The 24550-nt window shown below is 39.6% G+C and carries 31 protein-coding genes; 8 read left to right on the forward strand and 23 right to left on the reverse strand.

Annotated elements, in window-relative coordinates; genetic code table 11:
* The first annotated feature begins 120 nt into the window (after nt 1–120).
* From AOB46_RS12030 to AOB46_RS12045, 4 genes are all read left to right on the forward strand, one after another.
* A complete protein-coding gene (locus tag AOB46_RS12030) occupies nt 121–711 on the forward strand; it encodes a TetR/AcrR family transcriptional regulator (protein WP_062699614.1) in 591 nt (196 codons plus the stop codon).
* Nucleotides 712–780: 69 nt separating this feature from the next.
* On the forward strand, nt 781–1239 hold the full coding sequence (locus tag AOB46_RS12035; RefSeq protein WP_062699615.1) for a hypothetical protein: 459 nt from the start codon (nt 781–783) through the stop codon (nt 1237–1239).
* Nucleotides 1240–1241: 2 nt separating this feature from the next.
* Nucleotides 1242–1544: a DUF3817 domain-containing protein gene (locus AOB46_RS12040; protein WP_062699617.1), complete on the forward strand. Its 303-nt coding sequence runs from the start codon at nt 1242–1244 to the stop codon at nt 1542–1544.
* 259 nt (nt 1545–1803) lie between these two features.
* On the forward strand, nt 1804–2310 hold the full coding sequence (locus AOB46_RS12045) for a pyridoxamine 5'-phosphate oxidase family protein (protein WP_062699842.1): 507 nt from the start codon (nt 1804–1806) through the stop codon (nt 2308–2310).
* A 90-nt stretch (nt 2311–2400) separates the two neighbouring features.
* Here AOB46_RS12045 and AOB46_RS12050 read toward each other — a convergent pair whose 3' ends face one another.
* From AOB46_RS12050 to AOB46_RS12060, 3 genes are all read right to left on the reverse strand, one after another.
* Complete coding sequence (locus AOB46_RS12050) at nt 2401–2634, reverse strand: thioredoxin (RefSeq protein ID WP_062699618.1); 234 nt, start codon at nt 2632–2634, stop codon at nt 2401–2403.
* Nucleotides 2635–2643: 9 nt separating this feature from the next.
* Complete coding sequence (locus tag AOB46_RS12055; protein ID WP_062699619.1) at nt 2644–3528, reverse strand: dihydrodipicolinate synthase family protein; 885 nt, start codon at nt 3526–3528, stop codon at nt 2644–2646.
* Between the two features lie 147 nt (nt 3529–3675).
* Entirely contained in the window at nt 3676–4131 is a 456-nt protein-coding gene (locus tag AOB46_RS12060) for a cupin domain-containing protein (RefSeq protein WP_062699620.1), read from the reverse strand.
* Nucleotides 4132–4232: 101 nt separating this feature from the next.
* Between AOB46_RS12060 and AOB46_RS12065 the strand changes: the two genes are divergently transcribed.
* The gene (locus AOB46_RS12065) at nt 4233–5675 is read left to right on the forward strand and encodes a PLP-dependent aminotransferase family protein (RefSeq protein WP_062699621.1); all 1443 of its coding nucleotides are present in this window, start codon (nt 4233–4235) and stop codon (nt 5673–5675) included.
* A gap of 372 nt (nt 5676–6047) precedes the next feature.
* Here the strand turns inward: AOB46_RS12065 and AOB46_RS12070 are convergent, their stop codons facing one another.
* On the reverse strand, nt 6048–7190 hold the full coding sequence (locus AOB46_RS12070; RefSeq protein WP_062699622.1) for an NAD(P)H:quinone oxidoreductase: 1143 nt from the start codon (nt 7188–7190) through the stop codon (nt 6048–6050).
* A 65-nt stretch (nt 7191–7255) separates the two neighbouring features.
* On the opposite strand from AOB46_RS12070, the gene AOB46_RS12075 reads away from it, so the two are divergent.
* Nucleotides 7256–8059: an AraC family transcriptional regulator gene (locus AOB46_RS12075; protein WP_062699623.1), complete on the forward strand. Its 804-nt coding sequence runs from the start codon at nt 7256–7258 to the stop codon at nt 8057–8059.
* 20 nt (nt 8060–8079) lie between these two features.
* On the opposite strand, the gene AOB46_RS12080 is transcribed toward AOB46_RS12075, so the two are convergent.
* The 15 genes from AOB46_RS12080 to AOB46_RS12145 all read right to left on the reverse strand — a co-directional run bounded on the left by AOB46_RS12080 (nt 8080) and on the right by AOB46_RS12145 (nt 20284).
* Nucleotides 8080–8736: a DUF6766 family protein gene (locus AOB46_RS12080; protein ID WP_062699624.1), complete on the reverse strand. Its 657-nt coding sequence runs from the start codon at nt 8734–8736 to the stop codon at nt 8080–8082.
* Nucleotides 8737–9052: 316 nt separating this feature from the next.
* Complete coding sequence (locus AOB46_RS12085; protein ID WP_062699844.1) at nt 9053–10582, reverse strand: FAD-dependent oxidoreductase; 1530 nt, start codon at nt 10580–10582, stop codon at nt 9053–9055.
* Between the two features lie 24 nt (nt 10583–10606).
* The gene (locus AOB46_RS23380; protein ID WP_157845058.1) at nt 10607–10765 is read right to left on the reverse strand and encodes a hypothetical protein; all 159 of its coding nucleotides are present in this window, start codon (nt 10763–10765) and stop codon (nt 10607–10609) included.
* 30 nt (nt 10766–10795) lie between these two features.
* Nucleotides 10796–11542 (reverse strand): SDR family oxidoreductase, encoded by a 747-nt coding sequence (locus AOB46_RS12090; protein ID WP_241489203.1) that lies wholly within the window; start codon nt 11540–11542, stop codon nt 10796–10798.
* A gap of 6 nt (nt 11543–11548) precedes the next feature.
* Nucleotides 11549–12346, reverse strand: a complete 798-nt coding sequence (locus AOB46_RS12095) for an SDR family NAD(P)-dependent oxidoreductase (protein WP_062699627.1) — start codon at nt 12344–12346, stop codon at nt 11549–11551.
* 6 nt (nt 12347–12352) lie between these two features.
* Nucleotides 12353–12853 carry a CinA family protein gene (locus tag AOB46_RS12100; RefSeq protein ID WP_062699628.1) on the reverse strand — a complete coding sequence of 167 codons (501 nt, stop codon included), beginning with the start codon at nt 12851–12853 and terminating at the stop codon, nt 12353–12355.
* Between the two features lie 43 nt (nt 12854–12896).
* Nucleotides 12897–15035, reverse strand: coding sequence for a catalase (locus tag AOB46_RS12105; protein ID WP_062699629.1), 2139 nt, complete (start codon nt 15033–15035; stop codon nt 12897–12899).
* Between the two features lie 56 nt (nt 15036–15091).
* Nucleotides 15092–15478 carry a hypothetical protein gene (locus AOB46_RS12110; protein ID WP_062699631.1) on the reverse strand — a complete coding sequence of 129 codons (387 nt, stop codon included), beginning with the start codon at nt 15476–15478 and terminating at the stop codon, nt 15092–15094.
* Nucleotides 15479–15491: 13 nt separating this feature from the next.
* The gene (locus AOB46_RS12115) at nt 15492–15794 is read right to left on the reverse strand and encodes a hypothetical protein (protein ID WP_062699633.1); all 303 of its coding nucleotides are present in this window, start codon (nt 15792–15794) and stop codon (nt 15492–15494) included.
* Nucleotides 15795–15856: 62 nt separating this feature from the next.
* Nucleotides 15857–16453: a ferritin-like domain-containing protein gene (locus tag AOB46_RS12120; protein ID WP_082377082.1), complete on the reverse strand. Its 597-nt coding sequence runs from the start codon at nt 16451–16453 to the stop codon at nt 15857–15859.
* A gap of 81 nt (nt 16454–16534) precedes the next feature.
* Nucleotides 16535–17299, reverse strand: coding sequence for a KGG domain-containing protein (locus AOB46_RS12125; protein WP_062699636.1), 765 nt, complete (start codon nt 17297–17299; stop codon nt 16535–16537).
* Between the two features lie 215 nt (nt 17300–17514).
* Entirely contained in the window at nt 17515–18129 is a 615-nt protein-coding gene (locus tag AOB46_RS12130; RefSeq protein WP_062699639.1) for a Crp/Fnr family transcriptional regulator, read from the reverse strand.
* A gap of 61 nt (nt 18130–18190) precedes the next feature.
* Nucleotides 18191–18787: a Crp/Fnr family transcriptional regulator gene (locus AOB46_RS12135; protein WP_062699642.1), complete on the reverse strand. Its 597-nt coding sequence runs from the start codon at nt 18785–18787 to the stop codon at nt 18191–18193.
* 310 nt (nt 18788–19097) lie between these two features.
* Complete coding sequence (locus AOB46_RS12140) at nt 19098–19316, reverse strand: hypothetical protein (protein ID WP_062699645.1); 219 nt, start codon at nt 19314–19316, stop codon at nt 19098–19100.
* Nucleotides 19317–19402: 86 nt separating this feature from the next.
* Nucleotides 19403–20284, reverse strand: coding sequence for a DMT family transporter (locus AOB46_RS12145; RefSeq protein WP_185113866.1), 882 nt, complete (start codon nt 20282–20284; stop codon nt 19403–19405).
* A gap of 94 nt (nt 20285–20378) precedes the next feature.
* Here AOB46_RS12145 and AOB46_RS12150 point away from each other — a divergent pair, with 94 nt between their 5' ends.
* Nucleotides 20379–21791, forward strand: coding sequence for a PLP-dependent aminotransferase family protein (locus AOB46_RS12150; RefSeq protein WP_062699647.1), 1413 nt, complete (start codon nt 20379–20381; stop codon nt 21789–21791).
* Here the strand turns inward: AOB46_RS12150 and AOB46_RS12155 are convergent, their stop codons facing one another.
* The 4 genes from AOB46_RS12155 to AOB46_RS12170 are packed head-to-tail and all read right to left on the reverse strand — an operon-like array spanning nt 21792 to nt 23750.
* Complete coding sequence (locus AOB46_RS12155; RefSeq protein WP_062699649.1) at nt 21792–22385, reverse strand: Crp/Fnr family transcriptional regulator; 594 nt, start codon at nt 22383–22385, stop codon at nt 21792–21794.
* Nucleotides 22385–22762, reverse strand: a complete 378-nt coding sequence (gene ytxJ / locus AOB46_RS12160; RefSeq protein WP_062699659.1) for a bacillithiol system redox-active protein YtxJ — start codon at nt 22760–22762, stop codon at nt 22385–22387. The genes AOB46_RS12155 and ytxJ overlap by 1 nt, the downstream gene beginning before the upstream one ends.
* The gene (locus AOB46_RS12165) at nt 22759–23220 is read right to left on the reverse strand and encodes a DUF1569 domain-containing protein (RefSeq protein WP_241489204.1); all 462 of its coding nucleotides are present in this window, start codon (nt 23218–23220) and stop codon (nt 22759–22761) included. The genes ytxJ and AOB46_RS12165 overlap by 4 nt, the downstream gene beginning before the upstream one ends.
* Nucleotides 23214–23750 (reverse strand): YfiT family bacillithiol transferase, encoded by a 537-nt coding sequence (locus tag AOB46_RS12170; RefSeq protein ID WP_062699662.1) that lies wholly within the window; start codon nt 23748–23750, stop codon nt 23214–23216. The genes AOB46_RS12165 and AOB46_RS12170 overlap by 7 nt, the downstream gene beginning before the upstream one ends.
* A 97-nt stretch (nt 23751–23847) precedes the next feature.
* Here AOB46_RS12170 and pncA point away from each other — a divergent pair, with 97 nt between their 5' ends.
* Nucleotides 23848–24453, forward strand: coding sequence for a bifunctional nicotinamidase/pyrazinamidase (gene pncA / locus AOB46_RS12175; RefSeq protein WP_062699664.1), 606 nt, complete (start codon nt 23848–23850; stop codon nt 24451–24453).
* Nucleotides 24454–24550: the final 97 nt, after the last annotated feature.

The raw sequence follows: 24550 nt of genomic DNA on the forward strand, positions 1-24550 counted from the left end.
AACAAAGTTCCGATGAAAAAATATATTATAAAAATTATTTAAATTCTAGTATATTATCAGAATAATAATAGCAAAGGTTTTAAAAATTCCGTTTCTTTGCATTAAAGACAGTGTGTCCCCATGAAAAAATCAGAAGCAACCCGTTTAAATATTCTTCAGAAAGCCTTTGAACTTATTTATGTAAAAGGTTATCAGACCACAAGTATCGATGAAATTATTGCCACCACTAAAGTAACAAAGGGAGCCTTCTATTATCATTTTAAAACGAAAGATGAAATGGGGCTGGCGATCATTAATGAGCTTCTGATCAATAATTTCAAAAGCATTTTTATTGATCCTCTGCAAAATTATGATCAGCCTTTAGAAGGTATTTATAATCTGCTGCATAATGTTTTAATGGAAAATGATCTTTTAAAAGTTGCGTACGGTTGCCCGGCTTCCAATTTCACACAGGAAATGGCTCCGTGGCATACAGATTTTACCAAAGCTCTGAATAAGCTTTCTGCACAATGGGAAGATGCAATTATTTCGTGTATTGAAAACGGCAAGAAAAACAATTCTTTAAAAGCTCATATCAATGCAAAAGAAATTGCTGTTTTTGTGATGTCAGGCTATTGGGGAGTACGGAATTTAGGAAAACTGGAGAACTCAAAATCCGTATATCTTATTTATTTAAAAGGACTTAAATCTTACTTCAATGCTTTGAGATAATTTTTTTATTGAAAAACATACTAACTAGTATGTTTTTATTTTATCTTTGAAGTGTTCTAAAAATTACTCATGTACCAGACGCTTACATTCCTTCATTCCCTGTTCCGGTGGATCGTTTTATTAAGCCTTATTTACAGCATATGGATGGCCTTCAGAGGATATTTCTATCAAAAAAAGTTCAGAAAAACAGATGATTCTGTACGGCACTGGACGGCAACCATTGCTCATATTCAGCTGGTTTTGGGAATTATTCTCTATTCAAAAAGTCCAGTAATAAAATATTTCTGGAAAAATTTCAGTGAAGCTAAAGCCTCTCCGGATCTGCTTTTCTTCGGATTGATTCATATATCACTTATGCTTACTTCAGTTGTTCTGATCACCATAGGTTCTGCTCTGACTAAAAGGAAAGAAACAGACCGGGAAAAATTCAGAACAATGCTTATCTGGTACTTTATTGCTTTAGCTCTTATTTTTATAGCCATTCCCTGGCCTTTCTCTTCTCTTGCCAACAGACCTTATTTTAGATAGTTATGATGAATTTATTCAAAACAAAAGCCGGCCGGCTCAGGATTCTGGCCATTATGGAAGGAATTTCCCTGCTCATTCTGGTATTTATTGCAGTCCCCTTGAAATATGGGATGGAAAACCCGGGACTTGTAAAACTGATGGGTCCGGTTCATGGAACATTATTTCTCCTTTTCCTGTTCAATACACTAAGTGTAGGCGTTGAACAGCAATGGAAATTTAAAGAAACTACCTGGAAAGTAATCCTGGCTTGCTTTATTCCGTTCGGGACATTTTATATTGACCGTAAAATTTTAAGCAGACTATGAAAAATATCTTCATCATCTGCGGACAGTGTAAAAGCTGAACATATTCTAAAGGAAAGAGGTTTTAAATAGGTCTATAATGGCGGGGCATGGAGTGATCTTCAGAAAACGATTTCAGGTCAATAATATCCAAACTCCGGATATTCCTGCCTTAATAATTCTGTTTGGTCGGGTATTTGAATATTTAATAATGAATATTACTGAGATTCATTTTCAGAGAACTATTCATTTCTATCAATACCAACCTCTAAAATATAATAATATGTCAACACAGAATTTAACCCACCTCGAAGCCATTAAAAAGATCAAGGAACTGTCGGAAAAGGCAAGAATATGCATGTTCTGTACAGAATTGGAAACCGTACCGGTCAATTCAAGGCCTATGACCCTTCAGGAAACGGATGACAGCGGAAATCTCTGGTTTATCAGCAGTTCCGTAAGCAACAAGAATTTCGAAATAAAAGAAGACCGGAGGGTACAGCTTTTTTTCATGAACAACAGCGATTCCCAATATCTTTCCGTATACGGAGAAGCTTCTGTTTATAAAGATAAAGCAACGATTGAGGAAAAATGGTCTCCTATGGCAAAAGCCTGGTTTGACGGGAAAGACGATCCGGATGTAAGCATTATTCGTGTAGAACCTAAAGAAACATATTACTGGGATACCAAAGCCGGAAAGCTGGTCAGTCTCTTCAGTTTTGTGGCTTCTGCCATTACCGGCATTAAAACGAATAATTCAGACGGTGTTGAAGGCAATGCCACTGTATAAAAGAAAAACAGCCCAAGAGAACTCAGGCTGTTTTTTGTAAAAGATCAGAAAATTCCCGGTGCCCACGTTTTTCAGGAGCACCGGGAATTTTTATTTTTTAACATCTTCCAGAGATGCTCCGAAGTTGATATGAAGAACGTTTCCATTAGGTGTTACCAAAGCGGGAACAGACTGTATTCCTGCTTTCTCAGCCTCTTCAATTTTACCTCTGTCATTCCCCAGGTGAATGATTTCTACATTTTCTGCACCGATAAGATTAACAATATCGTGCTCTGCACTTACGCAAACCGGGCATCCGGCATGATAAAAAACTGATTTTTTCATAAGATTAGGTTAATTAACAAGAGTTTTAATAATATTTTTAAGTTCTTCCGTTTCTCCAGGAGATAAGGGCTTTAACGGATTTCTCAGATTTCCGCCTTCTTCTCCCAGAATATTCAGGCCGGCTTTCACCGCTCTAGGGAGACCTTTACTGACAATAAATTTCAGCAGATCGAACTGCCTGTAGAAAACCTCCCGGGCTTTTTCCATATTACCCTCTTCCACCGCTTTATATAAATCCACATTCAACTCGGGGATTAGATTCGGTGCTGCGGTACACCAGCCCCTTGCTCCGGCAGTGAATGCAGCCAGGGCCAGCGGATTGGATCCGTTATAAAAAGCAACATCCTCTCCCAGCTCCTTTCTCAGGTAATGCATTCTCTGAATATCTCCTGAACTTTCCTTAATCATAGTTACATTAGGAATCTCCAACAGCCTTTTAAGAAGTGCCGGCGACATATCCACTCCGCTTGTAGCCGGATTATTATAGGCCATAATAGGAATAGAGATCTGGCTGGCTACTGTATCATAATGGGCGACAATTTCATCATCAGTAAGCTTCCAGTAGCTCATTGGAATAATCATTACCGCATCAGCACCTGCCTTTTCGGCAAATTTTGCGTGATGAACTGTTTTATCTGTGGTAAGATTGGATACTCCTACAAGGGTAGGAACACGGCCTTTGGTCTGCTCTATTGTTGCTTCTGTTACCGCTTCTTTTTCCTCGTCAGACAGATAGGGCATTACTCCGGTACTTCCCAGTGGTGCTATTCCGTGACTTCCCGAAAGGATTAATCTCTCAGTCAGTTTTTTAAAGAGAGGAATATCTACTTTTTCATTTTCGTCAAAAGGGGTAATAGGATAAGCAATTACCCCTTTAAATGGGACATTTTTCATTGTTTATTGATGTTAAAAGTTAAATGGTTTTCCATTAAGAAAGTTTAAGCTGTTAAGTGGGTTATGGCAGGGTTTTCTTTAAAAATTAAAATCAGAATGGCTTTCTTAACTAAGCTTAAACTTTCAGTATTTCTTAATGGTTTGTGACTAAAGGTCTCTGCCTTCTTCTTCTCTTAAGGCAACTCCCAGATTTTGTAGATGCGGTGCATTTTCACAGGCGATATATTTTGCGGGTTCAGTATCGCTCATATTCTGATGCTTATGCCATGCCCATGAAGGAATATAAACGGCATCTCCTGCTTCCCAGTGTACTCTTTCATCTTCCACTTCTGTCCAGCCCTTTCCTTCAATTACATATAATACCGTTTCATAGGTATGTCTGTGCCGGTTGGTCTGCTGGCCGGGAAGAAGACCTCCGATGGTCATGCTTACATTTTTGCTGGGAAGATCCACAAAGAAAACGGGATGCTTTCTTTCCGTTGAAAACTGGTTGTGCTCTCCGGCATTTTCTACATTTTTATGAATCAGATGGCTTGGTTTTAAATACTTAGGTCTTGCAAAAGTTTCGTGAAAGTCTTTTGAACTGAATTGTTTCTTGTCCATGATTGTAAAAATTTAAATGTTCTTTGCTTTATTGCATGACAAAATTATTTTATATTTGGACTGTTTAACTGATACAGTTTTCACATAAACAGATAGTCCAGATGTTAAGACCTTGGAAATTAGAATTTGAAGTCGATAAAAAGTTAGATAAAGCCGTCTATTTACAGATTGCTGATACAATTATTGCAGATATTCGTTCGGGGCGATTAAAAGCCGGAGATGCCCTGCCGGGAAGCAGGAACCTTGCCCAGTTGCTGAAGGTTAACAGAAACACAGTGGTAGAGGCATATCAGGTGCTTATTAATGAAGAATGGGTGATTCCGAAGGAGAGAAAAGGAATCTTCGTTTCAGATATACTTCCGGCTCCCCAGCAGAGACCACTTCTAAAAGAATCAGAACATGAAGAAAAATTAAAGCAGGCCAATACAATGCTGATTAATTTTGATGACGGGCACCCCGACAGCAAAATTGCCCCGGTAACAGAACTTGCCAGAGCTTACAGGCAGATTTTCAGCAGAAAAGCAAAATGGCAGATGATGGGCTACAGCAATGAACACGGAGATCCTGAATTCCGCAAAAGTATTGCCCAGATGCTCAACCATCAGAGAGGAATGCATATCAATAAGAATGAAATCTCTATCACTAGAGGCAGCCAGATGGCTATGTTTCTGACTGCTCAGGCCCTTTTACAATCAGGAGATCAGATCATCATAGAAAATCCGGGTTATCAGCCTGCCTGGAAAGCTTTTGAATATGCCGGAGCAGAGCTGCTTCCTGTAGCGGTGGATCATGAAGGAATAAGAATTAAGGATGTTGAAATTCTTTTGGCCACACATAAAAACATAAAAGCGATTTATATTACCCCTCACAGGCAATATCCCACCACTGTTACCTTAAGCCTGGCAAGAAGACTTCAGCTTATCGCATTATCCAACCAATACGGATTTACTATTATTGAAGATGATTATGATAATGAGTTCCATTTTGGATACCGTCCTATCCTCCCTGTTTCCGGTTTTCCGGACCTTAATCATTACGTATATATCGGAACATTAAGTAAGGTAGTGGCACCCGCATTAAGGATTGGATATCTGGTGTCTAAAGATCAGAATCTGCTTAAAAAAATTGGAAATCTCAGAAAAATCATTGATGTTCAGGGCGATGTGATTATGGAACAGGCCGTACTACAGCTGATTAAAGAAGGAGCCGTAAAAAAACATATCAAAAAAGCAACAATCCATTACAGAAATAAGAGAGATTTTGTTGCTGGTCTTCTGGAAAAATTTATAAAAAATTCTGCCAATTTTACAATCCCGGATGGAGGTCTTGCTTTCTGGATCGTACCTAAAGCAAAACCAGACTGGAATACCATAACCGGGTTGCTTATTGAAAGGAACATCAGTATCATCCATCCTGAACAATATAGTTTTGACCAGACAATCAACGGCTTCAGACTCAGCTACGGTTCTCTTTCTGAAGAACAGCTTGAACAGAGTATAAAAATAATTGGTGAAATATTGGCTCAGGAAAGATCTGCGGGCTAAAAACATCCATAACCATCTGCGAAAATCTGTGGAATCTGTCGGAAATTATTTTACCACAAAAGGTTTTTACGTTTAAGATTCTTTTAAGAGACTAGCTTTGTCGAGAAGAACACTTAAGTTTAAAAATCAAAGATTTTTATGGATTCCGCGGGGAGAAATTTTATCGGAGATAAAATCATTGCGCCTTTTTTATACAGTCTGTAATATAATCCTTGCGACTTGCGTATTCCAACAAAAAACCTGCAAAATCTGCCGGATCTGCGAGAATTTTAAACCATAAAATCTGTGAACTTGTGTGTAATAGAAAACTGCAAATCCATGAGATTAAAGTTCTCACAAATTTGCAGATAAGTTTTAAAATATCAACAGGGGTTATTCCACTTCAAAAACAGCCTGTATTTCTACCGAAGAATTGACAGGAATAGAAGAAGCTCCCAGCGTAGCTCTTGCATGTTTTCCTTTTTCTCCGAATACTTCTACGGTAAGATCGGAAGCGGCATTCATAAGATCGGCATGTCTGGTATAATCGTCTTTGGTATTGAAAATCCCGGTCAGCTGTACACATTGTTTTACCTTATTCAGATCTCCGCCAACAGCTTCTTTCAGAACTGCAATTACGTTCAGCATGGTAGCTTTTGTGGCTTCTTTTACCTGTTCTTCATTCACTTCAACTCCTAATTTTCCGGGATAAAGGATTTTTCCTTCTTTTAAGGCTACCTGATTGATGAATACCAGGTTTCCGGAACGTACGAAAGGCTTATAATTCCCGGCCGGCTTAGGAATTTGGGGTAATACAATATTTTTCTGCTTCATTGTCAAGTTGACATCTTCTGATGTAGATTTTACTGTTGTAATCAGCTTTTTAGCAAAAGTACCTTTCAGGGCAAGGGCCGTTTTAGCAAAATTCCTTCCCTGCAGCTCAGCCAGAATACGTTCGTCTTTTGTGGGTCTTTCCACATCTTTCAGAGAAGCCATGCTGGTAACCCCCAATACACTGTTTCCCTGCGGTATGGTTTTATTCATATTCTCATATCCTCTGATTCCGTTGGAAACCAAAACCATCCCATGAACAGCAAGACTGTTCCAGAATGCCTGTAATGCCAGTTCTTTTCCGGCTCCACTCCCGGCTGACATAAATACAGAAGCTGGCATTCCTTCAAGGGCATGATTGGTCCATAAAGGAACAGTTTTAGATAAAAACTCGCTCATTCCTGTACTTATATTTCCGAAATAGACAGGTGATCCGAAAACAATTCCGTCATAGGAAGGCAGCTCATCCACTGAAGCAACCGGAATATTTTTCAATTTTGGGTTCGGAGATTCTTTAACCTGCTTAATGACTGCCGAAGCGCTGCCGTTACTCTCAATACCTGCTGCTATTTCTTTTGCCAGTTCATACGTTCCTCCGTTATCGGAGTGAATAAGGACCAATATTCCGGCTTTTTGATTTTGTGCCATAATGGTGGTGGTTTTTAGTAATAGAATGAATACAAAAAGCGTACTTAATTTTTTCATTTTGAGTAATATATTGATGATACAAAATTAGCATTGTCGTTTTTATTAAATTTGCCAAAAAATATATGCAGAACGACAAAATCAAATGCGGTTTAACGGAACATTCCCAAAGCAGTTTTGTAGACAGCATTGAAAAGGAAGCGTATGTCTGGTGTGAGAAAGGCTGGAAGCATGATGATTATGACCATACCCATACGCGGGCACAGCTTACATTTGTAGAAGAAGGGTATCAATATTTTCATATTGATCAGAAGATTTATCTGGTACCCCAGCATCATGTCATCTGGATTCCGTCAGAAAAGGCTCACCGAATCTCTTCAGAAGCCCAAACGGTAAATTTAATGGTCTTTTTATTTAAATCTGTTTTTAAAGAAGACTTTTATAAGAATGTTCATGTTTTTACAGTTCCTCCGGTTTTAAAGGAAATGCTTTTATACGCTTCTAAATGGAATCAGCTGCTGGCTGAAGATGAAGAGCAGGATTTGTTTTTTAAAGCCATTTTAAAAAGCCTTCCCAATTTCTGCAAAGAAAGCTCTTATCTTGAAATTCCTGTTCCTGCGGATATAAGACTGATTCCGGTATGTGAACATATTAATTTAAATTTCAGATACCGCCTCGATACCGATTTTCTTGCTGAAAAAGCCCAGATGTCTGTTCGTTCCCTCCAGAGAAATTTTAAAAAGGAAACAGGAATTACGCTTCAGAAGTACCTCCAGCTGGTTCGTATTTTAAAAAGTATCGAACTGCTGGACACTGGACAATATACTTTAAGCCAGATTGCCTATAAAACAGGATACCAAAGCCTGTCTGCTTTTACAGCCTCTTATCAGGCGATTATGAAATCCAAGCCAAAGCTCCGTAAAAATTAAATTTACTAAAGACTATTCAATCAGGGAGTTTCATCGTGAGCCATATCCACAGGTTTGGATTCGGGAGAGCCTTTTTCTCTGAGCCATATAGAGAGTATGACAATGGAAGCTACAGCCAGAAATTCGCTTTGCCAGTTCTGAAAAGATTCAAACCAGAACCTGGACTCCGAAATATACTGCAAAGCTGAAACTTCAGCCTCATTTTTAGAGATTTGTTCTTCGTTGTAATCTTTAAGACTTCCGTAGAAATGCATCCCGAAACTTGCCAGAAATAAAACAGCAAAAGCTATTGAAAGGGAATGTTTGTAAATTGTGAGCCATAGACCTCCTTTTTTAACCGGCCATGGAGCTTTGGAATGCTTCTGGGGTTCACGGTCCACTTCTTCTTTTTTTTCAAGGGATTTGGATTCGCTGGAGCCTTTCTGCCTTAAAGAAACAGTGAGCAGAATATAAAGCATCATCTGAAGAAATTCGCTTTCCCAGTTTTCAAAGGTAGCCTGTATAAAATGCCCGCTGTGAATGTATTCGCCAATAGACAGCATGGAGCGGCCATGTTCGGCAAGTTCTTTATTTTCGGTCTTCCAACCCGTGAAAAACTGTCCTATAAGACAGAAAATCATGAGAAGCAGTAAAACAATGCTTAAGCTGTTGCGGTAAAAAAAACTTTTAGCAGCCATGATTTAATTTTAGAGTTAAAAAAACTGAGTTAAGAGCCAGTTCAAAATTCATTAGGAATAATTGTAAATATCTAATAAATAACAAGATTCAATAAATTCTGATTGAATTTTGTTTACTAAAGCGGCTTCCACGAATCAACGAAATCAATTCTAACCTTTGGCTACTTTAAAATCAGCAGTTTAAAAATGAAAGCTTTGAGTCAGAAAAATACCTCATCAGCACACTCTTTTTTTATCAATAAATACTCAGGGAATGTATTTTAAATAAAGGCTTGAATATGATATAAAAAATCAAATTAAGAAATTTAGACAGGCTCTAAGATTTCAGATCCCAGGTCTGGATAACATGGCGAAGGTTCTTTACGGAAGGACCTGTAAGAAGTTTTCCGTTCACTCCAAACCGGGATCCGTGACAGGGGCAATCCCAGCTGAACTCGGCACTGTTCCACCGGACTTCACACAATGCATGAGGACAGGTACTTTTTACAATGTGCATCCGGCCGCCGGGTTCTTTGTAAACAGCATAGGATTCTCCTTCAAATTTCACGGTTTTTGCTTCTCCTTCTTTGATCTCGGTCATAGAATTTATCTTTTCCATGAAGAGCTTATCTTTGACAAAATCAAAAACAACATCTGCATTTTCTTTTATAAAACCGGTAAATCCCGCCACTGGTTTTATCCGGGAAGGGCTGAAAAGTTTTTCATACCTGCTGGTTCCGAAGACGATTAGATCATGCAGAATCTGTGAAGACAATGTTCCGAATATCATTCCGTTTCCCCTGAATCCGGTAGCGGTAAAAACCCGTCCTCCGCTTCCCGGAAGTTTTCCGATGTAAGGAAGCCCGTCAACCGGCTCGTAATACTGGCTGGACCAGCTGTACATAGCGGTTTCCACATTAAAATATTTACGGACGTAGTTTTCAAGTCTGGAAAAGCATTCTCCTGTATTTCCGTTATGGCCCGTTTTATGATCTTCTCCACCCGCAATCAGCAGATTTTCACCATTAATTTCCTGAATCCTGTAATAATGATAGGGTTCACAGAGATCATATCCCAGCTGCCAGGGATATTGGGTATCTCTCAGTGTGAAGGCAATAACATAACTCCGGTAAGGTGCATTGGTGAAGTGGAGAATGTTAACACCCGGAGGAATGTGGGTAGCATAAACTGCATGAGCAACTCTCACCTCTCCTTTTGAAGTGGTTAAGACCACTATGTCATCCTGTTCTGCATGTTTTTCACAAAGGCAGTTCTCCATAATGATACCTCCTGCCCTGATAAAAGCTTCACATAATCCTCTGATATATTTTACAGGATGAAAATGTCCCTGATCGGGAATCAGAACTGCTTCCCGAAAAGGAACCGGAAATGGAATTTCATTCACGTACTGCATTTCGTGACCTACAAGGGCTGCTCCTTCCACAATTTTTCTCAACTGATTTTCCTGTTGCTCATCCAGGGCAAAAAGATAAGCGGGTTTTCTGGTGAAATCACAGTTAATGCCGTTTTCTATTATATTATCCTCAATGATACGGATGGCTTCCTGACCGGCTTCACCCAATAGTTCTGCATAATCAATTCCAAAATTGTCTATCACCTGGGCAAATGTAGTATCAAAAAAGTCGTTAAGATGAGCTGTGGTTCCTCCGGTAGTACCGAAAGCGATATTGGCTGCTTCCAGAATAATGCACTTTTTTCCGGATTTCTGGAGTTTCAGGGCAGTAGAGACACCGGTTATTCCTCCGCCGACTATTGCCGCATCAAAAACCTCATCCGGAATGGCATCTGCGGAAAATTTCCTGATCTCTTCCTGCCATATACTTTTTCTTGTTCCGTCTCTGTACATGGCCTGAATATTTATGGTTAACAATTATTTAATCTGCAACGTATCGCTTTTCGGTATACCGGTTTTTGCAGCGGTATTTTCCGTTGTTTTTTTATTCTTGGGCTCATCTTCTTCTATGTCACATTTACACGATGTAAGCGCGAATGCGCTTATTATTCCTAAAACTAATGCTGTTGTTTTCATAATTCTTATTCTTTAAAGTTGTTTGATTTTTTATCCGTTAACAATCAGGCCTCCGTTGGGATGGAGAACCTGTCCTGTAATCTGTGCAGCTCCGCTTCCGGCCAGGAACAGGAAGCTTTCTGCCACTTCTTCAGGGGTTGCATTTCTTTCAAAAGGCGGTTTATCGGGATCCTCTTTCTTCTCCCCGAATGTTTCTTTGGTAAGCGGCGTCGCTACAGGCCCCGGTGCTACAGCATTGACACGAATCCCTTTAGGCTTTGCCTGCAATGCCAGAGAACGGGTAAAGGAAACAATCGCCCCTTTGGTTGCTGAATAATCCAGAAGTTCTGCATGCCCCTGATAGGCTGCTGCCGACGTTGTATTGATGACAGAGCTTCCCTCTTTCAGGTAAGGAAATACAACCTTAGTCAGCAGGATCATTCCTACAATATTGGAATCGAAGGTTTTTCTGATATTCTTTTCTTCCAGATCCTTAATATTTTCAGCCGGGAACTGTACCCCTGCATTATTGATAAGAATATCTATACCCCCCAATTCAGAAACGACATGTTCTACTGTTTTTTCACAAAACTCATAATCGTTGATGTCTCCCCGGAAAGTAATGCATTTCCGGCCTGTTCTTTCAATTTCTTTTTTTGTTTTCTGAGCATCTTTATCGTCGGTATGATAAATAATAGCAATATCAGCGCCCTCTCGGGCAAAGATTAAGGCAACAGCTTTTCCTATTCCGCTGTCTGCGCCGGTAATAAGTACTGATTTGTTTCTTAATTCATCCATATCCATTTATTTTTCAGGTACAGGTTTCTGCATTTCTGCCATTCTGTGAGCAGCCATACTATCTGTTGCGATATTGGCCATTGCTACGGAAAGTTTATTTTTAATTCCGGAAATCACCTTGTCTTCACCGTTCATCAGGGCATTGTACCCGTCTATAGCCACTTCTTCTGGGGACGCAAGGCTGTCTTTATCCTCCAGAATCTTACTTCTGTTCATATCTGCTTTGTTGAAAAAATCGGTATCGGTAGGGCCGGGAAGCAATGCCGTTACAGTAATTCCCGTATCTTTCAGCTCTTCACGAATGGCTTCAGACCAGGACAATACAAACGCTTTTGTACCGTGATAAACCGAATGCCAGGGACCGGGAGCCTTACTCGCCACGGAGGCAAGATTCAGGATTTTCCCCGATCCTTTGGACAAGCGGTCCTTAATAAACAACTTGGTTAATATGATGACTGAAATAATATTTAGATTAACAATGTCTATTTCTCTGTGAATATCAGTATCCTGAAACTTCCCATATACGCCCTGTCCTGCATCGTTCACCAGAATCTCAGGACTGATGGCATTTAATTTCAATTCAGAATACAAAGAGTAGGCTTCATCCTGAAGAAACAGATTTTTCGAAATACTGATGACATTAACGCCATAATCTTTAAATTCAACGGCCTTACGCTGGAGTTCCTCATGATTTCTGGCAACAATCACAAGATCATAACCGTTTTTGGCAAACTGTTTTGCCAGTTCATATCCTATTCCGCTTGTAGCTCCTGTAATAAGGGCATATTGGTGTTTGCGTTCCATATTTTATTATTTTAAAATTAAAAACTGATTCATCTCACTTTTAAAACATCCCAGGATGAATTCTGTATAATACAGCTGTGCGTTCAGGGCCTGGGTTTTGGGGTGGAGCTCCAGTTTTTTGGAGAGAACGATCTCTCCTTTGTAGGAAAAAGAAAAATAAGCGTAAATTTTATAGGATGAATTTCTGATGGGTGTGCAGTATCCTGTTGTAGCGATGGACCAGTCGGAATCAAACAGCTTTGCTACATTAAGCGCCATGGTTTCCGCTATATGTTCTGATACACAGTCGCACTCCTCAGCTTCGGCACGGTCTACATTCAGAAGCTTTACTTTCTCCGGGAGGGTATACGCTGTGATTCCTCCTTTATAGAACAGTGAAGCATTCGGCATCTGCGAAAAAGAGAGCTGCAGACATCCTGAAGTAACACTCTCAGCTATTGATACGGTCTCATCTGCCGTCATCAGTGACTGGCTTATATATTCCAGAAGGTTTTTTTGAAATTCCATGACATTCTATTTAGTAAGTTAGTGTGGTGTGAAAGGACAGTCTTTATATCTGTGAATTCCGTTCTGTTTCCAGATCCCAGACCCTGTGTTCAGCAATTGCTTTTATAAACATATCCGGAGAATTTTCATTCTGCCAGATGATGCCTCTGTCTTCATGTTTTTTTGCAGATACATTACTGTTACTGTAAAGAGATTCTGTTCCTTCTCCAAAGCAGATTGCTTTACAATGTTTGTACGCTTCGTTGATAAAATTCAGAACAATATTTCTGTTTTCAGGAGTCATCAGCTCTTTTGCTGACTCTTCTCCTGCGCTGATGTAAAGGGCATCAAAACATACACTGGCCGTACTGGTAAGGGAGTGCTTAGGAGTAAGGGATGACCCGTCATTGATTTTTACCGGTGCAAGGCTCGGAGCAATAATTTCTACTTTTGCCCCTTCTGACTCCAGCTTTGTTTTAAGATTATTCACGGCTCTTCCATCTGCACCATTAGCCATAATAAAGCCTATTTTTCTGGTTCTGACCGTGTTTTTTACCGTATTTTTCATGCTGAGCGCTTCTGAGATCCTGGTTTTAGGCTCTCTCTCCTCACTCTGCAGCTCTATCATATTACCGTCTGCCGGAACACTCTGATTGGGCCAGTCTAATTTTTTAACTTCAACGCCAAGTTTTTCAGCGACCCTCCACGCAAGAGTCATATCAATAAAAGCAAGCTGTCCTACTACCCTTTCCCTGACTGCCGGCAGGGTAACTTTTGACAGCTCAAAAATAAGCGCCTTCTGAAGATGTGCTTTTTCAGGAACTGACTGGCTATTGTAGAAAAGTTTCGCCTGCGAATAATGATCTACAAAGCTGGAGCTTCTTTCTCTTATTTTTGCTCCTGAAACTCTTTCCTCCTGGGAAGTAAAGCCTCCTTCAGACATCATTGCCTGAAAAGGGCATCCTCCGCCTATGGAATTAGGATCATAACTGGTCTTTCCTTTTACGATCTGCTGTCTCATATGGCCGTCTCTCTGATTATTGTGTACGGTATTAACAGATCTGTTGATCGGGATTTCATGGAAATTAGGCGATCCCAGCCTTGAGAGCTGCGTGTCTGTATAAGAAAATAGTCTTCCCTGCAGCAGCGGGTCATTGGTAAAATCGATGCCGGGAATAATATGCCCCGGATGGAAAGCCACCTGCTCTGTTTCTGCAAAGAAATTATCAGGATTTCTGTTCAGGGTTAAAGTTCCGACAATTTCTACGGGAACCTCTTCTTCGGGAATTATTTTGGTAGGGTCTAAAAGGTCAAAATCAAAATTGTGTTCGTTTTCTTCAGGAACCAGCTGTACACCGAAATCCCATTCTGCAAAATCTCCGTTTTCTATGGCTTCCCAAAGATCTCTTTTATGAAAATCCGGGTCTACTCCTGAGATTCTCTGAGCTTCGTCCCAGGCTACAGAATGAACGCCTAACTTAGGTTTAAAATGAAATTTAACGAAGTGTACTTTGCCTTCTTCATTAATGAATTTGAATGAATGCACCCCAAACCCTTCCATCATTCTCAGGCTTCTCGGAATCGCCCGGTCGCTCATCAGCCACATGATCATATGCATGCTTTCGGGCATCAGTGAAATAAAATCCCAGAAGGTATCATGCGCTGATGCAGCCTGCGGGATTTCATTATCGGGTTCTGGCTTTACAGCGTGAACAAGATCCGGAAATTTAATGGCATCCTGAATAAAAAAGACCGGCATATTATTCGCTACCAGATCATAATTTCCTTCTTCGGTATAAAATTTTACGGCAAAACCTCTTACATCCCTTGCAAGATCGGTGCTTCCTTTACTTCCTGCCACTGTGGAAAATCTTACAAAAACAGGAGTTTCTTTTCCTAATTCTGTTAAAAACTTGGCTTTAGTATATTCTGCGAGGCTTTTGGTAAGCTTAAAAACGCCGTGAGCACCGGACCCCCGTGCGTGTACTACTCTTTCAGGGATTCTTTCATGGTCAAAATGGGTAATTTTTTCTCTGAGGATAAAGTCTTCCAATAAAGAAGGCCCTCTTTCTCCTGCTTTTAAGGAGTCCTGATTATTATTAATTTTCAGTCCTTGGTTGGTGGTCAGTTTTTCATTATCATTGGAAGTACTGTGAGTATCCAGCTGGTCTAACTTTTTATTGTGCGGTGTGTCGTTTTTCATATCATTTATTTTTAGTGTGGTTGGTATTAAAAAGTCAAACAAAATGATTCACAGGATTATTCGGAGGCATGCCTGTCCTGTTCCAGGGTATTTAGAAGCTTCTTAAGATATTCTTCTTCTTTCACTACTTTATAATAAGCTGTTTTGGCGTACAACGTAAAAGAAGGATTCTCAACCTGTATCTCAGTATCCATATCTTTAACGTTGATGGAGCTTTCACTATGATATTCCCGGATATGAAGGATATATTCTTCAATATAGGTATCAATTACCTTTTTCAGGATTTCACACTTTGCGTTGATTTTGATCTTTTCGAGCGATTTGATCAGAAACGCGGTAACTCCATAAGAATTGATAACACTGGGGAATAAAGATTCATTCTCTATCACATTATTTTTATCATTCAGCGCGGAATGCCTCAAAGTGTCATTTTCAAATATCATATCCGTAAGGTTATTAGTTATCCGTAATTTTTAAATATTTCTCAAAATAATGGAGGTCTTCTTTATCTTTAATTGAAAGGTAAAACATCACCTGTTCAGGTTCCTTCAGGCCAATGCTGCTTAACCCGTCAAAATGGGCGATCAATGCCTGAATGTTTTCAATCTGTATGTCTTTTAGGATCACAAATAATAAAAAAACATTGTCTTTTATTTCTTTTGCATAGATGGCTGCTCCGTCTTCAAACCAATCTCCTTTGTTCTGAATTTTCACAAAATCTTTGTGTTTCAGGGTCTTTACTATTTTCTGACAATCCATATATTGAGTATTCCGGTTAAAAATAAGCCACATAGACTAAGCGCTATATGGCTTATGGTGTATTAATCTTCCTGTTCAGCATCAAAATTGATAGAAGTTTCAGCTATTTCGGTAAGCTGATAATCGGTATCTTCTTCTTCCTGAAGTGTTTTTTCGAGGAGGTCTGCGGCTTTATCATGTCCCATGGTAATGGCAAGCTGTGCCAGTCCTCCATACGTAGCAATTTCATAATGCTCTACTTTCTGGGCGGCAATAATAAGCGCTGCATCTCTTGTCATAGAGCCTTCTTCTGTGGATTTGATGACTTCCTCCCCTTCTTTGATGATTCCTTTGATCGCTTCACATTCTTTTTTTTCAGGTTCTTCGTCTATGAGCTTAAAGACTTTTTCCAGCCTGCTTACATGCTTTTTGGTCTGCAGCTGATGGTCTTCAAAGGCCTCTTTAAGTTCTTCTGTGGTAGCTGCTTCCTGCATTTTTTCCAAGGCATCAATAATTGCATTTTCTGCGAAGTAGATGTCTTTAAGGGCGCTTACAAAGAATTTGTGAAGTGGTGAGGTTTTCATATCATCCTTTTCAACGGATGCATTTCCTACCGTCATTGTTTTTTTTGCTGTAGCAGCCGATGTTGCGGTACTGCTTTCTGATGTTTTATTAGCCATGATGTGAAGTGGTGTTTAGGGATTTTTATTTGAAAAGACTGCCCCTTTATACGGGATAAAAAGGCAGTCATGGAAAAAGAATTATGAATTACGTCTGCCTCCGAACCCGGATCTTCCTGAAGATCTTCCGCCTCCGTGAGAAGCCTGTCCGCCCATTCTTGCAATTCTGGTACGTTCAGTTTTACTCATTGCTGCGAAACCCCTTCTTGACGAACCTGATCCTGAACTGGAGCCACGACCTGAACCGCCGTTATTTCCACCTGATCTGGAGTTTGAACTTCCTCCTCTTCCTGATCCTGATCCCGAATTGGAACCTGATCCTGAGGATCTTCTTCCGCCTCCATGAGAGGCCTGCCCGCCCATTCTTGCGATTCTGGTACGTTCAGCTTTGCTCATGGATGCGAAACCTCTTCTTGAAGTTCCGTCGCCTGAACCTGATGACGATCTGCCTCTTCCGCCTGATCTGGATCCGGAACCGGAACGGCTTCGTGATCCGCCTCTACCGGAAGTAAATCTTCCCTGGCTGTCACGCTGCTGGTTTCCGCCTCTTGAACCCCTTCTGCCGCGGCCTCTGTCATCGTTACCATCTTCATCGTCGTCATAATCATTATCATAGTCTTCATCATCGTAGTCTTCGTCATCATCATAATCATCATCGTAATCTTCGCCGTCATCGTCATAATCTTCATCAAAATAATCTTCATATTCTGAAAAATCATCGTCATAATCTTCATCTTGCGATGCATCATTATAACCGTGATCATACCCTAGCTGGTAGATTTCCTCAAGGTTGCTGTTGGATGAATTACCTCTTGAACTGCGATTTCTTGAATTTCTGGTGTTCATAACTGAATTTTTTTTATTAATATTTAGTGATATATTGCAGCCCGTGACTAGTATTAGACGGCAATCGTTTTGTGTCTGATAATTTACACTGAATAAGCCTTAGCTTTTTTGTAACCTCTGATAAATGAGGCCTTTAGAATTGTACTGAAAATTGATATTCCAAATGTACGACTGAATAACTCACTTTTTTATGACCTTGGTCATATTGGTCAATATTAATATAAAATTTTTCTGTTTTCTATTTTAATTTCCCCTTCCTTCTCCATCTTTTTCAGGGATCTTATAACAGTTTCTACCCGCATTCCCACAAGATTGGCAATCTGCTGGCGGGTAAGTTCTACCGGAAAACAATGCTGGCAGTCACCATCATGATAGCTTTTAAGATAGTCTAAAAGCCCTTTTAACCGGTTAACAGGGTTTTGAGACGCCATAGCCTGCATCATCACGACTTTAAAATATAATCTTTGTGAAAGACAGGCATTCATGGAAAGAGAAACGTCAGGATGTTTTGTGATCATCTCCAGAAAACCGGCTTTAGGTACCCGGATAATTTCTGAAGGCTCAAGGCATACCGCATTCATGGGATATGTTTTTTCAAGAAAAAGCAGGGAATCTCCAAAGCTCTGGTTTTTTCCAAGGATGTTATGAATAAATTCTTTTCCTTCTTCATCAAAAGTATTAAGCTTTATTTTTCCCTGAGCTATCTGAAAGTAATATTGTGCATGATCCCCTTCTTTAAAAACCGTTTCCTTGGCTTTATATATTTTGTTTTCTCCTCCAAATGAACGTAGCATATTTTCATCAATATTCATGCAGCTTATTGTTTTCATAGTTTTCTTTCTAAAATATTAAAATCGTAAAATATATTAAGGTTTGTCTGACAAACTCATGCTAATAAAGTATTTTTCGATCTTTGATTCTGAGCATTTTATCTCTTTCCATATGTTTAATGGTTCTTATGGCAGTTTCTACACAAAGGCCGGTAAGGCTGGCCATCTGCTGCCTCGTGAAAGGAATAAGAAAGGAATAAGGACTCCCGTCTTCCTGAAAACTTTTAAAATAATCCATCAGACCTTTTAACCTTACCGCAGGATTCTGCGAAGACAGATTCTGCATCATGATGAATTTGTAATACAGCCGCTGGGAAAGAAAACTGCTGATATCCAGATATAATTTAGGAAATTTATCCAGCAATTTCAGAAATGCGGATTTATGAAGCTTTAATACGGTACATTCCGTAAGAGCTTCAGCATTCATAGGATAAGGTTTGCCGATAAGAAGAATAGATTCTCCACAGCTTTCTCCGTCTGAAAGTATATTGTGTATAAATTCCTTACCTTCTTCATTATAGTTGTTGAGCTTTACCTCTCCTTTAATGATCTGGTAATAGTAATTCGGGCTGTCTCCCTCACAGAACAGAAGTTCCGAGGGTTTGTAATGCTTTGTTTCTGCTCCCGCTGAATGCAAAATTTCTTCATTAATAACCATAGTAGTTCTTTTTAGATGTTCACTTGTTTCTTATCCTCTTAGTAATGCATTGGGAAGTTGGGTTAGGTTATGAATGCAAATATCAAACCTTAATGATTATTTATAAAGTTAAATTAAGTTAAAATACCTATAACAATCTCAACGTTTTGGATTTATTATTGAATAATTATGAATAATAATAAAACAATTATTATTTTTATTAAAACAATAACAATATACCCCTTGCGGATAAAATGAAGGGATAAAATGCAAAGGGTAAGAACCCGCCTTCAAGAAAACGGGTTCCTATCAATCTATGAGGGCAAAAAAACTACTTTCCTTTTGTCTTTACAGTATCCATACGGTTTGTGGAAGCACTGTCTGCTCTTCCCACTGTGTCGGAGGGCATTGGCGTGGGTGCTGTAACAACAGTATCGGATGGTATGGTATCTGTGATTACACTGTCTGAAGTGGTGGTATTAACTTTAGTTTCTTTCCTGCAGCTCAGGACGATTAATCCTAAAAACATTAATGAGATGGCGAATTTCATAATATTAAATTTTGTGTTGTGTCTGTCAAAAGTAGTTTATTATGAATCGTTTTCTTATGATTTAAGTCATAATCATTTATTTTTACTTATTTCGCAAACCGTTTGGTCCCCGCGACGCAAAGAATAACTCCTACAGTAATTCCCAGCATTCCCATGCTTACCGGTTCATGAAGGAAATAAGCAGCCAAAGCCAGTCCGAAAAACGGCTGTAATAACTGAAGCTGGCCTACTGTGGTAATTCCACCCTGGGCAAGTCCTTTATACCAGAAGATAAATCCAATGAACATACTGAACAGGGAAATATAAGCAAGCCCGAACCATCCGCGGAAGCTTACCGTTTCTATATGTTCAGGAAAGTAAATAAAAAATAACGGAATCATCACAGGCAGCGCCAGTACCAATGCCCATGAGATCACCTGCCATCCGCCTAACGTTTTTGAAAGCCTGGCTCCTTCTGCATATCCGAGACCGCATAAAATAACAGCCAGAAGCATCAGAATATCACCGACAGGCGACGCAGAAATTCCCTGAGAAACGGCATAACCTATCACTAAAAGACTTCCTATCACAGAAAACAGCCAGAATACGGGATGAGGCCTCTCTCCTCCGCGAAGCACTCCAAATATCGCTGTGGCCATAGGGAGCATCCCCAGAAATACAATGGAATGCGCAGAGCTGACATACTGAAGAGCTAAAGCGGAAAGCAAAGGAAAGCCAATCACACAGCCCAATGAGACCAGCAATAAAGGAAAAATCTGCTTTTTATCCGGACGTTTTTCTCTATAGATCAGCAGTACAGAAAGTGCCAGAATTCCTGCAATGCCTGCACGGGCTATTGTTGCAAATATCGGACTCATTTCCATAACAGCCAGTTTGGTAGCAGGCATAGACCCGCTGAACAGCAAAACTCCTATAAAGCCATTGATCCAACCGTTAATGCTTTCATTTTTTGATATCATATTGCTCATGATTGTATTCTTTATTTAACAATTCAAAATTAAACAGTCAAAATAAATAAACACAGTATCAGTTTTGTATATTTGTATGAACACAGTTACATCAATGAGCAAAGAATTTTTATACACGGAAATTGCAGACAGAATAGCTGCACAGATCAGGAAAGGGGTATTGAAGACGGGTGACAAACTGCCATCCGTACGAATGTTATGCAAAGAACATCAGGTAAGCATGAACACAGCCAAACGTGTTTTTCTGGAACTGGAATCGCAGTCTCTGGTAGAATCAAAACCACAGTCAGGATATTTTGTAAGCCAACTGATGTCCATAAAACTTCCCCTTCCCGAAGTAAGCCGTCCTTCTTTAATCGCCAATAATGACGAGCCTGATGAGCTTATCAGCAGGGTCTATGAAAATATGGGCAGAAAAGGGATTACTTTCTTTTCCATAGGAATTCCTTCGGGAGACCTTTTACCTCAGGCCAAACTTAAAAAAGAAATTATTAATGCCACCCGTGAATTAAAAGACGGCGGAACTGAATATGAAGAGCTTCAGGGGAACTTAAAGCTGCGCAGAATGATTGCCATACGCTCCCTTCAATGGGGTGGAAGTTTTAATGAAAATGATCTGGTTACCACCAACGGAGGAATGAATGCCCTATCATTCTGCCTGATGGCTTTGGGGAAACCAGGAGATACAATTGCTATTGAAAGCCCCTGCTATCCCGGTATTCTTCAGCTGGCCAACGGTCTCGGCTTAAAGGTCCTTGAGCTTCCTACCCATCCTACAACCGGAATTGAAATTGAAGCGCTGAAAAAAGTGATCCCACAAATCAATCTGTGCCTGCTGATCCCCAATTTCAATTCTCCGTTGGGCAGCTGTATGCCGGACGAAAATAAGAAAGAGATTGTTAAGCTCCTGTCAGAAAATGGCATCCCTCTGATTGAAGACGATGTATATGGTGACCTGTATTTTGGTGCCAGCCGTCCGAAATGCTGTAAATCTTTTGACAGGGACGGAAATGTTCTGTACTGCAGCTCTATTTCAAAAACACTGGCTCCGGGATATCGTGTAGGATGGATTGCTCCCGGCAGGTATAAAGACAAAATTCTAAAGCTAAAACTTCTGCATTCTACCTCATCTATTTCCATTGTGAACGAAGCTGTGGCTAATTTCCTTAAATCCGGCCGGTATGAAAAACACCTTCAGCAGATGCGGAAATCCCTTCAGAATAACTATCAGAACTACGTTCAGACCATTGCAGAATCTTTCCCCGAAGGAACAAAAACAAGCCGTCCGCAGGGAGGACTTTCCCTGTGGGTAGAATTTGATAAAAAAATCCGTACTACCGAATTGTATGATTTAGCGATCAAACAGAACATAAGTATTGCTCCCGGAAGAATGTTTACTCTTCAGGACCAGTTTCAGAACTGCATGCGCCTGTGTATCGGGCTTCCCTGGTCTGATGAAACCCGTTTACAATTGCAGCAGGTAGGCAGTCTTGCCAAAAAGATCTGATTATTTATCCGGGACGAAATTTTTTCTTGCCAGCTCTTTTCTTACACGGCTCAGACTTTCAGGCGTGATTCCCAGGTAAGAAGCAATCATCCACTGCGGAACCCTCAACAGCAGATCAGGGTACATTTTAATGAATTTCATATACCTTTCTTCTGCTGTTTCGCCCAGAAGGGAATTGATTCTGTTCTGAAGGCTCCGGATATGTTTCTGAAGCAGAAAATCACTCCTTTCAATACTGTTTGGAAACTGTTCAACAAGTTTATTAAAGAAATCAGGATGCAGAAACAGAACTTCCGAATCCTCAACAGCTTCTATATAATAAATAGATTTTTCGTTAAAATAGAGACTGCTCCGGTCAGAAATCAGCCAGCTTTCAGGAGCAAACTGTATAATGTGTTCTTTTCCGTTTTTATCAATGGAATACATTTTTATAAGCCCTTTTTCAACAAAGAATATATGCCGGCAGATCTCACCATATTGTAAAAGAAACTGGTTTTTGGGAATTTTCTTTACTTCGTAGTGCAGGCTGCACGTGTTCACTTTTTCAATGGGAACATTTAATACTTTAGCTAGATAATTATTAATATTCTTCATTATGCAATCTGGCTTATAGAGATATCTTCATGTGAAGCTGTATTTACTACTTTTCCGTTTTCTATTACGATAAGCTGCGGGCTTTCATGCCTGATGCCGAAATCTTCAGATATTTTATTAGAGATGGATCTGTACGTCAGCAAATCTAAGTAATATAAATCCAGTTCATAATCCAAATTATCTATATCTCTTTCAAAATTTTTCAATACTGTTTTACTTATAAAACAACGTGTTGAATGTTTAAAAATAGCAACTCTATGATGATAGGAATTCTCTATGGCTTTCGCAAGATCTTCTTCAGTTTCTATTTTCTTCCAGAAGGATTTACGTTCAGGGTTGTTTTCTTTTCCTCCGAATATTTTATCAAAAAAACTCATACATTAAATTGTTTAAGGTGGTGATTCAGATGCTTATATTCTAAAAATCCCCAGTCTTTTTCAGTCATTTTACCGAATAACCTGTGCCCTTCCGGAAGATCTCCGTTTACAGAAACTTCCCGAAACTTCTTTAGTGTATTCAGCAGATTGGTTTTGGATTCATCAAAATCACATTCAAAATTAATGATTAGTTTTTGAAAAGTCGGCATATTTTGGGGAATTCCATTATTAAAAATCCACATTTCCCATTTCGTTATGACTCCTATTGCTTCAAAAAACGGATGAATGGCAGGAAGTTCAATTTTTCTTAAAGGTACCTGAAGAACAAGATCGCAGTGCCTAAGCATCTGGCATACATTCATCTTTCCCCATTTTGCAGGGGAATTTTCTGTTAGAAGGGAAATTCTTTCTATGATTTCCTTAAAATGAGCAGGATTATGAAGACTTTTCTTTACCAACCTTTTTCCTTCTTCAGATTTTCAATATGAGCATAATGATGGTTGCAATGCCATACATAAAAAGCAAGATAATGCCTGAGGTTATAATCTTTGTTCTGTTCCGGATGATGAAAAGTTCTTTCAAATTGTTTATTGGTAAGGGTATTCAACAGAACGGTCCAGCGCTGATGGGTTCCTTTAATCATTCTCATGGCGGGTTTTACCGGCATGTGTACGCTGTCCTTAAGCTCTGCCCATTTGGCTTCATCATAGGGCTTGATGACAGGGTTTTCTTCTGTAAGAGCCAGCTTGAAACGGATAAAGCTGTTGATATGGCTGTCGGCAATATGGTTAACCAGCTGTCTTACCGTCCATCCTCCTTCCCTGTAAGGAGTATCTAACTGATCATCTGTAAAGTTTTCAATTAAATCTTTTAATTTTCTGGGAAAGTTTTTAATGACTCTGATATGTTCATCCAGCCTGGTATCACAGATGTTCTCCGGCTGCTGGAACGGACCGATGGGAAATTTCTTTTGCTCTAAACTGCTCATTATATTTATTTTTTAAATTTATATTGCCGATTTGTCCGATAATTCCGTTTTGGACAGTTTTTTGAGTAAATTTATCAAAAATTCGAGAAATCTAAATATGAAAAAAGCGTTAATAATCGTAGATGTACAGAATGATTTCTGTGAAGGGGGTTCACTTGCTGTTCCGGGAGCTAATGAAATCATTCCTTATATCAACCTTTTAATGGAGGAAAATGAATATGACCAGATAGTTCTTACCCAGGACTGGCATCCTGCCAATCATAAAAGTTTTGCCAGCAACAACGGCAGAAAAGTAGGAGAAAGCATCATCCTGAATTCAATTCCGCAGTTTATGTGGCCCGATCACTGTGTTCAGGGGACTTTTGGAGCAGAATTCCACAAAGATCTCAACAGAGATAAAGTAACCCATATTATCCAGAAAGGAAAAAATATTGAAATAGACAGCTACAGCGGCTTTCAGGATAACAACCACTTCATGAAAACCGGTCTTGATGATTTTCTGAAATACCATGATATTCAGCTGGTGGAAATTGTAGGTTTAGCCTTGGATTATTGTGTAAAATACACCTGTCTCGATGCTGTGGCGGCCGGTTATGTTACATGCCTTCACTTCAACGGAACCAGAGCCGTTAATGTAAAACCTGATAATGGCAAAGATGCGATCTACGAGATGATTCAGAAGGGGGTTACCGTGTTGGGATAAATGATAGGTAATGAGTACTATTCTGAACTGTTATTAAAAATAAGAAAGACCGTAGAAAAAATCTGCGGTCTTTTTATCTGGTACACCTTAATATATA

This window comes from Chryseobacterium indologenes, from assembly GCF_001295265.1.
GTDB classification, from domain to species: domain Bacteria; phylum Bacteroidota; class Bacteroidia; order Flavobacteriales; family Weeksellaceae; genus Chryseobacterium; species Chryseobacterium indologenes_A.

Excerpts from the sequence above, each read along its gene's own strand:
- AOB46_RS12170 (WP_062699662.1), bottom strand. The coding sequence starts at position 23,750 with ATGAGCAGTTTAGAGCAAAAGAAATTTCCCATCGGTCCGTTCCAGCAG.
- ytxJ (WP_062699659.1), bottom strand. The coding sequence starts at position 22,762 with ATGAGTTTTTTTGATAAAATATTCGGAGGAAAAGAAAACAACCCTGAA.
- AOB46_RS12095 (WP_062699627.1), bottom strand. The coding sequence starts at position 12,346 with ATGGAACGCAAACACCAATATGCCCTTATTACAGGAGCTACAAGCGGA.
- AOB46_RS12115 (WP_062699633.1), bottom strand. The coding sequence starts at position 15,794 with ATGGATTGTCAGAAAATAGTAAAGACCCTGAAACACAAAGATTTTGTG.
- AOB46_RS12155 (WP_062699649.1), bottom strand. The coding sequence starts at position 22,385 with ATGAAGAATATTAATAATTATCTAGCTAAAGTATTAAATGTTCCCATT.
- AOB46_RS12150 (WP_062699647.1), top strand. The coding sequence starts at position 20,379 with ATGAGCAAAGAATTTTTATACACGGAAATTGCAGACAGAATAGCTGCA.
- AOB46_RS12100 (WP_062699628.1), bottom strand. The coding sequence starts at position 12,853 with ATGGAATTTCAAAAAAACCTTCTGGAATATATAAGCCAGTCACTGATG.
- AOB46_RS12060 (WP_062699620.1), bottom strand. The coding sequence starts at position 4,131 with ATGGACAAGAAACAATTCAGTTCAAAAGACTTTCACGAAACTTTTGCA.
- AOB46_RS12085 (WP_062699844.1), bottom strand. The coding sequence starts at position 10,582 with ATGTACAGAGACGGAACAAGAAAAAGTATATGGCAGGAAGAGATCAGG.
- AOB46_RS12130 (WP_062699639.1), bottom strand. The coding sequence starts at position 18,129 with ATGAAAACAATAAGCTGCATGAATATTGATGAAAATATGCTACGTTCA.
- AOB46_RS12120 (WP_082377082.1), bottom strand. The coding sequence starts at position 16,453 with ATGGCTAATAAAACATCAGAAAGCAGTACCGCAACATCGGCTGCTACA.
- AOB46_RS12135 (WP_062699642.1), bottom strand. The coding sequence starts at position 18,787 with ATGGTTATTAATGAAGAAATTTTGCATTCAGCGGGAGCAGAAACAAAG.
- AOB46_RS12090 (WP_241489203.1), bottom strand. The coding sequence starts at position 11,542 with ATGGATGAATTAAGAAACAAATCAGTACTTATTACCGGCGCAGACAGC.
- AOB46_RS12075 (WP_062699623.1), top strand. The coding sequence starts at position 7,256 with ATGCAGAACGACAAAATCAAATGCGGTTTAACGGAACATTCCCAAAGC.
- AOB46_RS12035 (WP_062699615.1), top strand. The coding sequence starts at position 781 with ATGTACCAGACGCTTACATTCCTTCATTCCCTGTTCCGGTGGATCGTT.
- AOB46_RS12050 (WP_062699618.1), bottom strand. The coding sequence starts at position 2,634 with ATGAAAAAATCAGTTTTTTATCATGCCGGATGCCCGGTTTGCGTAAGT.
- AOB46_RS12065 (WP_062699621.1), top strand. The coding sequence starts at position 4,233 with ATGTTAAGACCTTGGAAATTAGAATTTGAAGTCGATAAAAAGTTAGAT.
- AOB46_RS23380 (WP_157845058.1), bottom strand. The coding sequence starts at position 10,765 with ATGAAAACAACAGCATTAGTTTTAGGAATAATAAGCGCATTCGCGCTT.
- AOB46_RS12145 (WP_185113866.1), bottom strand. The coding sequence starts at position 20,284 with ATGAGCAATATGATATCAAAAAATGAAAGCATTAACGGTTGGATCAAT.
- AOB46_RS12070 (WP_062699622.1), bottom strand. The coding sequence starts at position 7,190 with ATGAAAAAATTAAGTACGCTTTTTGTATTCATTCTATTACTAAAAACC.
- pncA (WP_062699664.1), top strand. The coding sequence starts at position 23,848 with ATGAAAAAAGCGTTAATAATCGTAGATGTACAGAATGATTTCTGTGAA.
- AOB46_RS12110 (WP_062699631.1), bottom strand. The coding sequence starts at position 15,478 with ATGATATTTGAAAATGACACTTTGAGGCATTCCGCGCTGAATGATAAA.
- AOB46_RS12030 (WP_062699614.1), top strand. The coding sequence starts at position 121 with ATGAAAAAATCAGAAGCAACCCGTTTAAATATTCTTCAGAAAGCCTTT.
- AOB46_RS12055 (WP_062699619.1), bottom strand. The coding sequence starts at position 3,528 with ATGAAAAATGTCCCATTTAAAGGGGTAATTGCTTATCCTATTACCCCT.
- AOB46_RS12080 (WP_062699624.1), bottom strand. The coding sequence starts at position 8,736 with ATGGCTGCTAAAAGTTTTTTTTACCGCAACAGCTTAAGCATTGTTTTA.
- AOB46_RS12040 (WP_062699617.1), top strand. The coding sequence starts at position 1,242 with ATGATGAATTTATTCAAAACAAAAGCCGGCCGGCTCAGGATTCTGGCC.
- AOB46_RS12105 (WP_062699629.1), bottom strand. The coding sequence starts at position 15,035 with ATGAAAAACGACACACCGCACAATAAAAAGTTAGACCAGCTGGATACT.
- AOB46_RS12125 (WP_062699636.1), bottom strand. The coding sequence starts at position 17,299 with ATGAACACCAGAAATTCAAGAAATCGCAGTTCAAGAGGTAATTCATCC.
- AOB46_RS12140 (WP_062699645.1), bottom strand. The coding sequence starts at position 19,316 with ATGAAATTCGCCATCTCATTAATGTTTTTAGGATTAATCGTCCTGAGC.
- AOB46_RS12045 (WP_062699842.1), top strand. The coding sequence starts at position 1,804 with ATGTCAACACAGAATTTAACCCACCTCGAAGCCATTAAAAAGATCAAG.